Source organism: Gemmata obscuriglobus, assembly GCF_008065095.1.
In the GTDB taxonomy this organism is placed as follows: domain Bacteria; phylum Planctomycetota; class Planctomycetia; order Gemmatales; family Gemmataceae; genus Gemmata; species Gemmata obscuriglobus.
On record NZ_CP042911.1, the window covers coordinates 8,060,750 to 8,073,055 of the forward strand.

8 protein-coding genes are annotated in these 12,306 nt (G+C 69.7%); all 8 read left to right on the top strand.

What is annotated here, in order from left to right:
- Nucleotides 1-2: 2 nt before the first annotated feature.
- The 8 genes from GobsT_RS33415 (at nucleotide 3) to lpdA (ending at nucleotide 12,275) form a co-directional block, all read left to right on the top strand.
- Nucleotides 3-2,009: a flagellar basal body P-ring protein FlgI gene (locus GobsT_RS33415; RefSeq protein WP_010036074.1), complete on the top strand. Its 2,007-nt coding sequence runs from the start codon at nucleotides 3-5 to the stop codon at nucleotides 2,007-2,009.
- 154 nt (nucleotides 2,010-2,163) lie between these two features.
- A complete protein-coding gene (gene smc / locus GobsT_RS33420) occupies nucleotides 2,164-5,859 on the top strand; it encodes a chromosome segregation protein SMC (protein ID WP_010036073.1) in 3,696 nt (1,231 codons plus the stop codon).
- Nucleotides 5,860-6,139: 280 nt separating this feature from the next.
- Nucleotides 6,140-7,291, top strand: coding sequence for a M24 family metallopeptidase (locus tag GobsT_RS33425; protein ID WP_010036072.1), 1,152 nt, complete (start codon nucleotides 6,140-6,142; stop codon nucleotides 7,289-7,291).
- Between the two features lie 103 nt (nucleotides 7,292-7,394).
- A complete protein-coding gene (locus tag GobsT_RS33430; protein WP_029600715.1) occupies nucleotides 7,395-7,916 on the top strand; it encodes an acetyl-CoA carboxylase biotin carboxyl carrier protein in 522 nt (173 codons plus the stop codon).
- Between the two features lie 113 nt (nucleotides 7,917-8,029).
- Nucleotides 8,030-9,385, top strand: a complete 1,356-nt coding sequence (gene accC, locus GobsT_RS33435; protein ID WP_010036070.1) for an acetyl-CoA carboxylase biotin carboxylase subunit — start codon at nucleotides 8,030-8,032, stop codon at nucleotides 9,383-9,385.
- A gap of 575 nt (nucleotides 9,386-9,960) precedes the next feature.
- A complete protein-coding gene (locus tag GobsT_RS38465; RefSeq protein ID WP_010036069.1) occupies nucleotides 9,961-10,221 on the top strand; it encodes a hypothetical protein in 261 nt (86 codons plus the stop codon).
- A gap of 26 nt (nucleotides 10,222-10,247) precedes the next feature.
- Complete coding sequence (locus tag GobsT_RS33445; RefSeq protein WP_148087968.1) at nucleotides 10,248-10,760, top strand: hypothetical protein; 513 nt, start codon at nucleotides 10,248-10,250, stop codon at nucleotides 10,758-10,760.
- A gap of 90 nt (nucleotides 10,761-10,850) precedes the next feature.
- Nucleotides 10,851-12,275, top strand: a complete 1,425-nt coding sequence (lpdA, locus tag GobsT_RS33450) for a dihydrolipoyl dehydrogenase (RefSeq protein WP_010036065.1) — start codon at nucleotides 10,851-10,853, stop codon at nucleotides 12,273-12,275.
- Nucleotides 12,276-12,306: the final 31 nt, after the last annotated feature.

Consider the following 12,306-nt stretch of genomic DNA (forward strand, 5'->3'; position numbering starts at 1 on the left):
GCATGAACCGGGCGTGGGAACTCGCAGCGGGGATCAGCCGGCGCCACTTCCTCGCGTGGTCCGCCGCGGTCGGGGCGGCCGGGCTGGCCGGGTGCAAGAGCACCGAAGCCGCCAAGCTCCAGACCCCGCGGTCGCAGATCGGGGAGGACCCGGCGGACCCGGAGACGGTCCCGACCGTCGGTTCCAAGACCTCGGTGGGCAACACCGAGGCGCTGACGGTGAGCGGGGTCGGGCTGGTGTACAACCTGCCCGGCACCGGCAGCAGCCCGGCCGCGGGCAGCTGGCGCACGATGCTCGAGGACAGCCTGAAGAAGCTCAAGCGGGACCAGACGCTCAACCTGCGCGAGCTGCTCGACGGGCCGGGCCGCACCACCTCGCTGGTTATCGTGTCGGCGCAGATCCCGCCGGGGGCGCGGGAGGGCGACCCGATCGACGTGCAGGTCACCCTGCCCGACGACAGCAAGACCACCAGCCTGCGGGGCGGCGAGCTGTTCGCCACCGAGCTGATCACGTTCGACACCACCGGCAACATCCGGGCGCAGGTGCGCGGCCCCGCGGCGCGGGGCGGCAACCAGCTCGTCGCCGGGAGCGTGTGGGCGCGGGCGCAGGGCCCGCTCGTGGCCGGCAACATCGTCCTGGACGGGGCGGACGGTAAGGAGGCCAAGCCCGACACCGACGCCGAGGGCCGCGCGCTGTACCGGGCCGGGTTCATCGCCGGCGGGGCCAAGGTCGCGCACACCCGCCCGTACTACCTGTTGCTGAACTCGGGCGACCAGAACCCGCGCGTCGGGGCCGCCATCGCCGAGCGGATCAACACCACCTTCCACACCACTTCGGACCCGCGGTTCAAGGTCGCCGACGCGAAGGACCGCGAGCTGATCCTGCTGAGCGTGCCGGCCGCGTACCGGCACAACCACTACCGGTTCCTGCTGGTCGCCCGGCAGGTGCCGTACAACCCGGTCGGCGCGAACAGCGTGTACCGCCAGAAGCTCGAAGAGGAGCTGATGGACCCGGCCACCGCGCTCACCGCGGCGGTGAAGCTCGAGGCGCTCGGCGGGGACTGCCGCCGGAGCCTCAAGATCGGCCTGGAGAGCGCGTCGCCGTGGGTCCGGTTCGCGGCCGCCGAGGCGCTCGCGTACCTGGGGCAGACGGACGGCGCCGCCGAACTCGCCCGGCTCGCCGAGGACCACCCGGCCCTCCGCGCCCAGAGCCTCAAGGCGCTCGCGTCGCTGGACGACGCCGCCGGCACCGACAAGCTGGTGGAGATGCTGACCAGCGGCGACGCCGAACTCCGCCACGGGGCGTTCATCGCCCTGCGGCTCGCCGACGAGCGGCACCCGGCGCTGGGCGGGGCGCTCATGAACCGCTCGTACTACCTGCACCGGGTCGGCGGCCGCGGGGCGTCGGCGGTCCACCTCACCGCCGCGGGGCGCAGCGAGATCCTGGTGTTCGGCGACAACGTGAAGCTCCGCGGGCCGATGCCACCGGTGCCGCTGGGCAGCGAGTTCACGGTGTCGGTGCCGGCCGGCGACGAGGGCGCGAAGGTCACCCGGGTGGTGCGCCTCAAGGACCGCGACCCCGAGGTGAAGGAGGCGCGCTGCGGCGCCGACCTGAGCGCGGTGCTCGGCGCGCTGGCGAACCTGGGCGGCGGGTACTCGGAGGCCGTCGAACTGGTCCGCCGGTCCGCCCGGGCGGAGGCGCTCTCGGCCCCCGTGGTGATGGACGCGGTGCCGCGCGAGATGAGCATCCAGCAGCTCGCCGGTTTCGCCAAGGTGGACACGACCCTGGCGAAAGCGAACGTGGAGGTCGCGAAGGTGGGTACGGTGCAGCCCGCCGTGGACGCCAACGGGTTCGAGGTGCCGGTGGACCAGGGGCCGCTGGTCGCCCCGGCCGGGGCGGCGCTGCCGAAACAGGCGCTGAACCGCAACCCGGGGCGCCTGTTCGGGCCGAGCCGGGCGTCCGACGCCCCCATCCTCGACCCGGCCGTGGTCCCGGCCGGGGGGCGGTAGAAGTTAACCGTGTAAAGGCAGAAGGCAAACGTTGAAAACGGCCCGGCGGACATTCCGTCCGCCGCGGCCGGCTTTTAACCTGCACTCACGCTCGAGCCTTCAGAAGTTAGCGGGCTCCGACTTCGCGCTTCCGATTTTCGACTGTTGACTTCCCATGTTGAAGCGCCTCGAACTCGTCGGGTTCAAGTCCTTTGCCGACAAAACGCGGTTCGACTTCGCGCCCGGGGTGACCGGGGTGGTCGGGCCGAACGGGTCCGGCAAAAGCAACGTCGTCGACGCGGTGCGGTGGATCCTGGGCGAGCAGTCCCCGAAGAGCCTGCGCGGCGGCGAAATGGCCGACGTGATCTTCAACGGCTCCAGCTCGCGCAAGAGCCTGGGCATGGCGGAGGTGACGGTCGCGTTCGACAACGCCCGGCGGCTGCTGGCGGTCGACGCCGACGAGGTGCAGCTCACCCGCCGGGTGTACCGCGACGGCACCGGCGAGTACCTCATCAACGGCCAGATGTCCCGGCTGAAGGACCTCAAGAACATCTTCCTGGGTAGCGGCGCCGGGGCCGGCGGGTACACGATCATCGCCCAGGGGCGCGTCGACGAGATGCTCCAGGCGTCGACGAAGGACCGGCGCGCGATCTTCGACGAGGCCGCCGGGATCAGCCGGTTCAAAGCCGACAAAAACGAAACGCTCCGCAAGCTCGCGTCCGTCGAGCTGAACCTGACGCGCTCGAAGGACAAGCTCGACGCGCTCGACGGCCAGCTCCGCACGCTGCGCCTCCAGGCCACGAAGGCCCAGAAGTACAAGGAGCACTCGGACCGGTTGCGGGAGCTGCGCGTCGGGCTGGGGGCGCGCGAGTACCGCGAGCTCACCGCGGCGCTGGCGACCGAGCAGGGCGCCCTCGCCGCGCTGAAGGCGGAGGTGAGCGGCGCCACGTCGGAGGCCGAGCAGCTCGAACACCAGGCCGCGCAGCTCGACTGGCAGGTGACCCGGGGCGAGGAGGCGCTGCGGCACCACGAGGCCCGGCTGGCCGAGGCGCGGCAGCAGCTCGCGGGGTTCGAGGCGTCGCTCAAGCACGACCGCGCCGCGGCGCAGAACTTGGGCGCCGAGCTGCTGAAGGTCGGGCGCCAGCGGGCCGATCTGGGCTACCGCCTGAAGGGGCTGGAGGCGGATTCGGTCCGCGCCGCCGCGGAGAGCGCCGCGGCCGAAGGGCGGCTCACCGACGAGCGGGGCCGCGCGGACGAGGTGAGCGACGCGCTGGCGGCGGTCGTGGCGCGCCTCGCGGACCTGGAGCGGGCGCAGGCCGAGGACCTTCAGCAGCACATGGAGCTGGTGCGCCAGGCGGCGTCCGGCCGGTCCACCGCCGACGCCACGCTCGCGCAAGTGAACCGGCTCCAGAGCGAGTACACGCGGCGGCTGGCGGCCCGCGAGCACCGCGCCGCGCACCGGGCCACGCTCACCCACGCGCTCGACGGCCTGTCGCAAGAGGACGCCGACGTGCAGGCCCGGCTCGCCGCGGCCCGCGAGCAGCTCGACGACCTGACCGCGGCACGCGACACCCTCACCGAGCAACTCGGTGAGGGGCAGGCGCGGCTCGAGGGGCTGCGCGTCGAGCAGGGCGCGCTCCGCGCCCGCATGGAGGTGCTCGAAGACCTCGAGCGGTCGCTCGAGGGGTTCGGCACGGGGGTCGCGGCGGTGTGGCGCCGGCTCGAAGCGGAGGCCGCGGACGATTACACCCCGACCGAGTTGAGCGCCGCGGTGGTCGGGCTGGTTGCGGACCTGCTCACGGTGCCGCGCGAGGTGGCCCCGCTGGTCGAGTTGGCCCTGGGAGATGCCGCCCAGCGGTTCGTCGTTCGGTCGCCGGAGGCGGTGGACGCGGTGGCCGCCGCGGTGGGCGAACTGACCGGGCGGGTCGGGTTCGTGCCGCTGAGCTTTTCCGCCACGCACGCCGGCTCGGCCGACGCGAGCGGCGAACACGGCGGCGCAGGCGGGGGGCCTTCCCTTGCGGCGCTTGTGACCTGCGACCGACCGCACTGCGCCGGGCTGCCCGCGCAGCTCCTCGGCCGCGTCCTGATGGCGGACACGCTCGCGGACGCGCGGTGGCTGGTCGCGCTGCACCCCGGCCACCGGGTGGTCACCCGCAGCGGCGAGCTGCTCGAGCCGGACGGCACCCTCACGGTCGGCCCGCTGCGGGGCGAGGCCGGGCTGGTGTCGCGCAAGAGCGAGCTGCGCGAGCTGCGCGAGCAGTTCCGTGCCACGTCGGAACTCGTCGCGGGGGCGGAAGTCGAACTCGCGGACCTCCGGCGCCGGGCCGAAGCCGCCGAGGGCACCATTGAGGCCGTCGAGGCCGAGATCGCGCTCCTCTCGGACGAGGCCGGCGGCCTGCTCCAGCGGATCGCGCGGCAGCGCCAGCAGGTCGAGCACCTGGACGCGGACATCGAGCTGATCGAGGCCGACTGCCGGACCCTCGAACAGCAGGTGCAAGAGGGCGAGGCGGCGTGGAGCGCCGCCCGGCTCGCGGCGGAGGACGCCGAGCGCGCCGCGGCGGAGCTGGAGTCCCGGCTCGCGGAGGTGAAGCGCGCGCTCGCGGCCGGCGCCGCCGACCGCACCGCCCGCGAGCAGGCCCACACCGCCGCACAGGTGGCCCTGTCCCGCGCCGCCGCGGACCGGGACCGCGCCCGGGAGCGCGCCGCCCAGCTCGAAGCCGACATCCGCAAGCGCAAGATCGAGGCCCTGGATCTGGCCGCCGCGGACCGCAACGCCCGCGGGCGGCTCGCGGACTGCACGCTCGCGGCCCTCCGCGCGAGTGCGGGCCAGGCCGACGCGTACGGCGAGAAGGAGTCGCGCGAGCGGCTCGCGGCGGAGCTGTCGGCGAAAGGCGCCGCGGACCGGGCGGACCGCGACCGGGTACGCGCCCGGCTCCAGCAGCTCCGCCACGGGTGGCAGGAAAAGCAGGCCGCCGCGCACGCCCGCGAACTCGCCGCCCACGACCTCGGCGCCCGGCTCGCCGCGCTCGGCCAGCGGATCCGCGAGGACTACGGGATCGAACTGGCCGAACTGGCGGGCGGCGCGCTCCGGCCCGCCGAGGGCTCCAGCGCGGACATTTCGGGCACCGAAGACGCTCGTGCCGACACGACCAGTTCGGAACGCATCGAGCCGCCGCTCGTGGGCGTCAACGTGCTCGAAGCCCAGGCCGAAATCGAAGACCTGAAGCGCAAGCTGGCCCGGCTCGGCAGCGTCAACATGGAGGCGCTCGAGGAGCTTACCCGGGTCGAGGGCGAGTTCAACGCGCTCCAGGCGCAGCACAGCGATTTGAACGCCGCCCGGCAGTCGCTCCAGCAGATCATCGACGCCATCAACGGCGACAGCCGCAAGCTGTTCCTGGACACCCTCAACGCGGTCCGCGGGTACTTCCAGGAGCTGTTCCGCAAACTGTTCGGCGGCGGGCAGGCGGACATCGTGCTGGAGGACGAGGCCGACGTGCTGGAGTCGGGGATCGAGATCACCGCCCGCCCGCCCGGTAAAGAGCTGCGATCACTGTCGCTGCTCTCGGGCGGCGAGAAGACGCTGACCGCGGTCGCCCTCCTGCTCGCGATCTTTCGCAACAAACCGTCGCCGTTCTGCATCCTCGACGAGGTGGACGCGGCGCTGGACGAGGCGAACACGGCGCGGCTCGCGGGGGTGCTGCGCGAGTTCCTGGACCGCAGCCAGTTCATTGTCATCACCCACAAGAAGCGGACGATGGCCGCCGCCGACCGGCTGTGGGGGGTTACCATGCAGGAGAGCGGCATCAGCCGGCTGCTGCCCATGCGGTTCGAGGACTGGAACGACGAGGGCGGTGAGGCGCAAGCCGCCTGATGCCGAAGGTGGCCCGTGGGAGCGATCAGAGCCCCCACGGTTGAGCCCGGCGGCCGGCATACCCAAAACGTCACACCTGATTTCGAGCGACAGATATTCTGGTCGCGTCAGCCGGCGGTTCCGCTGCGACATGATCTTTGTCAATTAATTTAGTTCATTGTTGAATTCCGATAGCGGGGTGGTAACTACTACCTGCAACTTTGTGTCTCCGTACTGGGTTTGGGCTACACTGTCTGCCCGGCGGCACGTTGCCCCGTCCCCCTGTCCCCCGCATTTGCGTATGAATTATCTGCAGCAACGTCGGAACGCTCTGGGTCAGACGCTGAAGTCGCGCGACCTCGACGGGTTCCTGGTCACCGCGGCGGTCAACGTCACTTACCTGACCGGGTTCACCGGGGACTCCAGCTACTACGCGGTGTTGCCCAAGAACACGCTGCTCGTCAGCGACACCCGGTTCGAGGAGCAGGTGCGGGAGGAGTGCCCGGACCAGGACGCGGTCATCCGGGGGCACAACAAGACCACCCTCGAAGCCGCGGCCGAGGCCCTCAACAAGTCCGGGGCCAAAGCGGTCGGCGTCGAGGGCAGCCGGATCACCCTGGGCGAACTCGAGGCGCTGCGGCAACTGGCCCCGAAGATCACGTTCGTGTCCGTGGACGGGGCCATTGAGGCGCAACGGGCGGTAAAGGACCCGGGCGAAGTGGAGAAGATCCGCGACGCCGTCAAGGTGGCCGAGCGCGGGTTCAAAATGTTCCTCGCGACCGTGCGCGAGGCCGACACCGAAAAGGACATGGTGGACGCGCTGGAGGGGTACGTGCGGCGCGCCGGGGCCAAATGCACCGCGTTCCCGCCGATCATCGCGGTCGGCGAGCGCGGCGCGCTGCCGCACGCCACGCCCACGAACAAGCCGCTGGGCGACGGGGCAAAACTGCTGGTCGATTTCGGCGCGGACCTGGTGGGGTACAAGTCGGACATCACCCGCACGCTCCGCAGCCCGTTCGGCACCTCGCCGAGCCGCCGCAACAAGTTAGAGCGGATCGGGTACGACTTCGAGAAGCTGTACGCGGTGGTCCTGGCGGCGCAGAACGCCGCGCTGGCGGCGATCCGCCCGGGTGTGAAGGCGAAGGACGTGGACGCCGCGGCCCGCAAGGTGTTCGCGAACGCCCGGTTCGACAAGTACCCGGACCTGAAGCTCGCCGACCACTTCACGCACGGCCTCGGGCACGGGATCGGGCTCGAGATCCACGAGGCCCCGAAGATCCGGGCGAACTCCGAGGACGTGCTCGAGTCCGGCATGGTGGTCACCATCGAGCCGGGCATCTACATTCCGGGCTGGGGCGGCATCCGCATTGAGGACGACGTGCTCATCACCCACGACGGGTGCAAGCTCCTCACCACCCTGTCCCGCGAGCCCGCGACCCTCGCGGCGGGCTGACCGGTCGAGGCGCCGGCTGCCGCGCGGCCGCCCCGCTCATACACTGTTCCATCATTCACTCCCCGGCCCCGACCGGGGTTTCGCCATATTTGAGGGTTACGTGGTGGCCGACGATCAACGGGACGCCCCCCGGCCGTTCGATGTGCGCACGGTCGAGTACCTCCTGAAACTGATGACCGAGCACGACCTGGCTGAGGTCGATCTGAAAGAAGGCGAGCACCGCATCCGGCTCCGCAAGGGCGGCGCCGTGATCGGGTACGCGCCCGCCCCGGCACCAGCACCGGCACGGCTGCCGGCCCCGGCGGCGCCCGTTGCGGCGCCCCCCGGAGCAGCGCTGCCTGCGCCCGCCGCGGCGCCGACTTCAACCCCGGCGCCCGCCAAGAACCTGATCGAAATCAAGTCGCAGATGGTCGGCACGTTCTACTCCAAGCCCGACCCCAAGAAGCCCGATTTCGTCGCGCTGGGCGCGAAGGTCACGCCGAAAACGGTCGTCTGCACGATCGAGGCGATGAAGCTGTACAACGAGGTTACCGCGGACTGCGCCGGCACCATCGCCGAGGTGTGCAAACAGAGCGGCGATTTCGTCGAGTTCGGCACCGTCCTGTTCCGGGTGGACCCCTCCTAAAAATCCACATGCGGAGTGCGGAATTCGGAATGCGAAATTGAAGGCGAGAAGACCCGTTCTTCCCTTCATTTTTCATTCCGCGTTCCGCACTCCGCATTCCGCATTGGTGAAGCATGTTTAATAGGATTCTTGTCGCGAACCGGGGCGAAATCGCGCTGCGGGTGATCCGGGCGTGCCACGACCTGGGCATCGAAGCGGTGGCGGTGTACTCGGAAGCGGACCGCGGCGCGCCGTGGCTCGACTTCGCCGACCAGGCGGTGTGCATCGGCCCGGCGGTGTCGGCGCAGAGCTACCTCAACATCCCGCGCATCATCGCCACCGCCGAGAAGACCGGGGCGCAGGCGATCCACCCCGGGTACGGGTTCCTGTCCGAGAACAGCAAGTTCGCCGAGCAGTGCCGGGACTCCGGCATCGAGTTCATCGGGCCGCCGGTCGGGGCGATGGACCGGCTGGGCAACAAGGACAAGTCGAAGACGGTCGCGCGGGCCGCGAAGGTGCCCACGGTGCCCGGCAGCGACGGGTTGGTAGAGACCGAGGAGCAGGCGAAGAAGTTCGCCAACATGGTCGGTTACCCGGTGCTGGTGAAGGCGTCGGCGGGGGGCGGCGGGCGCGGGATGCGCGTGGCCCGCGATGACGCCTCGCTGGCGACCGGGCTCTCGGCGGCGCGGGCCGAGGCCGAGGCCGCGTTCAAGGACGGGAGCGTGTTCCTGGAGAAGTACCTGGACCGCCCGCGGCACGTCGAGGTGCAGCTCATCGGCGACCAGCACGGGAACGTGATCCACCTGTTCGAGCGGGACTGCTCGCTCCAGCGGCGGCACCAGAAGCTGGTAGAGGAGTCGCCGTCGCCGAACCTGCCGGACAGCGTCCGGCAGGAGATGTGCGCCGCGGCGGTGCGGCTGGCGAAGGAGGCGGGGTACTACAACGCGGGGACGTGCGAGTTCCTCGTGGACCAGCAGAACAACTACTACTTCATCGAGGTGAACGCCCGCGTGCAGGTGGAGCACCCGGTCACGGAACTGGTGACGGGCGTGGACGTGATCCGCGAGCAGATTCGGGTCGCGGCGGGCGAAAAACTGCGGTACGAGCAGAAGGACGTTCAGCAGCGCGGGCACGCGATCGAGGTGCGTATCAACGCCGAGGACCCGGCCCACGACTTCCGCCCCAGCGCGGGGACCGTGAAGACGTGGCGACCACCGGGCGGCCCGGGAGTGCGGATCGATTCGCACGTGTGCGCCGGCTACCGGGTGCCGCCGAACTACGACAGCATGGTGGCGAAGCTGCTCGTCCACCAGCCGACGCGGGCGGAGGCGTTCGCGGTCATGCGGCGGTGCCTGCGGGAGTTCGTGGTGGAGGGCATCCACACGACGATCCCGATCCTGAAAACCATCTTCGACAACGAAGACTTCATCGCGGGCAACGTGGACACGACGTACATCGAGCGCGTGATGATGCCCCCCAAGGTCAGTTAAACGATAGCGGCGCGTACGCGGTGGCCGGCCCCAATCGGCCGCCGCGCACGTGCCGTCGTCCGGCTCCTCTCCCACTCAGCCGAAGTACCGTTTCTCATTGCGTAACGCGCGGCACTGCTTCACAATCAGTCAGCGATGGTCCCCGACCGTGTGACGAGGTGAAGTCCCGCCGTGGCGGTTTGCCCCATGCTCCTCTTGGTGTTTCTCCCCACGCTGGCTCTGCCGTTCTGCCGTCCCGTGGTGCCCACTCCCCCGATGGCATCGGTCCCCCCGGCCGCCGGGCTGAATTGCGTTCCTGGAACCAGTAGGTGGCAGTTTGAGGCACAAGAGTAACCGGGCCACCGGATCGTTCCAAACCGTGAAGGGCGGTCGGTCGATCGATAAAGAACAGACGCAAAGGTAGCGGCGTTTGTCAGTACCGCGGCGCTGGTGCCGTAGTTCGTCCGGAGTTGCCCATGCCCATTACGATTAACTGTAAGTGCGGAAAAATCTTACGCGTGCCCGATGCGTCCGCGGGCAAGCGGGCTAAGTGCCCCGTTTGCAACTCCGTTTTCACCGTACCCGAGCCCGAGCCAGTGCTGGAAATCGTTGAGGTTCTGGATGTCGCGGAGGTCGTGCCGCCCCCGCTGCCGCCCGAACCGGAACAGCCGCCGGCGGTTCCCAGACCGTCCGGGTATCGCAAGCCACAACTCGAAGACGACGAAGAGGACAAAAGCACCTACGGCTTGGCCGAGTCGGAACCGACCAGTTCCGCCCTCGACCGCGACGGTAACGCGCGCCAGAAGGGCACGAAGGGGCTTCCGAATTTTAACAAAGGTCGCAAGAACTACGGCTGACGTTATTCCCTCACTCACCGATTCGAATGCCCATTACTTTTGACTGCGCGTGCGGTCGGCACTTCAGCGTGTCCGACGAGTACGCGGGGAAACGCACCAAATGCCCGTCGTGCGCCGCGCCGCTCACGGTGCCGGCGCCGGAAGTGGCGGCCCTCGCACCGGCGTCCGAGGAGGAGGCCGCGTACCGGGCGCTGATGGACAGCCCCGAACCGGAGCCGGCAAACGCGCCGGCCTGGAGCGCTCCGCGTCCGGAACCGGACGAGCCGGCTCCGAAGCCCAAACCCAAAATCCCGGCTCTTGAGAAGCGCCGGTCCGTTCCGTCGGCCCCGCGGGCGGACGACTACGACCCGCCCCCGTCGCGCGGCGGCGGGATTCACATCTCCTCCGGCGTGCTCGGCGGGTGTGGGATGATGCTGGGCGCGGTGGTGTGGTTCGGGCTGGGCTGGGCCGCCGGGGTCATCTACTTCTACCCGCCGGTCCTGTTCGTGTTCGGACTGGTGGCCGTGGTCCGCGGGCTGCTCGGTCACTCCGAGGACTGACCGCACCGGCGCCGGGCGCCGCCCATACAATTCCGGTAAGGCGAGCGGGGGGCGTATGCCCCCTGTTTGCGTTTTCACGGAGAACCGAACATGTCCGACGTTCGTGAAACGGCGCTCCTCGTTATCGGCGGCGGCCCCGGCGGGTACCCCGCCGCCCTGCACGCGGCCGATAGCGGCATCAAGGTCACGCTGGTGGACGAAGGCGCGAAGCTCGGCGGCGTGTGCCTGAACCGCGGGTGCATCCCCAGCAAAGCGCTGCTGCACACGGCCAAGATCATTCGCGAAGCGCACGAAATGGCCGCTTACGGAGTCACGTTCGGCGAACCGAAACTCGACCTCGCCAAGCTACGCGACTTCGTGCAGGCGAAGGTGGTCGGCAAGCTCACCGGCGGCATCGGGCAGCTCACGAAAGGCCGCGGGGTCGACGTGGTGAAGGGCCGCGCGGTCTTCACCTCCCCCAACACGGTGGAGGTGACCGGCGACCAGCCCCAGACCATCAAGTTCCAGAACTGCATCATCGCGACCGGGTCGCTGCCGGCGATCCCGAAACAGTGGCAGATCAACGACGACCGCGTGATGGACAGCACCGGCGCCCTGCTACTGCCGGACGTGCCCAAGAAGCTGCTCGTCATCGGCGGCGGTTACATTGGGCTGGAGATCGGCAGCGTGTACGCGGCGCTGGGGAGCAAGGTCACGGTGGTGGAGGCGCTCGAACGCCTCCTGTTCATGGCCGATAAGGACCTGGTCGATCCGCTGGAGCGGAAGCTCAAGACCGAGTTCGAGGCGATCTACACGTCCACGAAGGTGATGGGGCTGGAAGCCACGCCCGAAGGGATCGTGGTGAAGCTCGAAGGGGCCGGCGCGCCCGCGTCGCTCACCTTCGACCGCGTGTTGATTTCCGTGGGCCGGCGGCCGAACTCCGCGGGGCTGGGGCTCGACAAGGCCGGGGTGAACGTGACCGACCGGGGGTTCATCCCGATCGACAAACAGCGCCGCACCAACGTGCCGCACATTTTCGCGATCGGCGACGTGGGCGAGGAGCCCGGCCTCGCGCACAAAGCGACGGCAGAGGCACGAGTTGCGGTGGAAGTGCTCCACGGCGAGCCGGCCGAATGGAACCCGCGGGCCATTCCCGCTGTCATCTTCACAGACCCCGAAATCGCCTGGGCCGGGATCACCCAGAAGGAAGCGGAAGAGAAGAAGGTTCCGCACGAGGTGCTCACGTTCCCGTGGGCGGCGAGCGGCCGGGCCGTGAGCATCGCGCGCACGGAGGGCCGCACGAAGATGATCGTCGATCCGGAAACCAAGCGGGTGCTGGGGGTCGGGATCGTCGGGGCGGGGGCCGGCGAGATGATCGCCGAAGGGGTGCTCGCCATCGAGATGGGCGCGGTGGCGCGGGACGTGTTAGAGAGTATTCACCCGCACCCGACGCTCAGCGAGACGGTGATGGAGAGCGCCGAACTGGCCTACGGGGCCGCGACCCACGTCGCGAAGCCGCGCAAGGCGGCGAAGTAACGTACTCCATGGCGGGCGGGACAATTGCTCT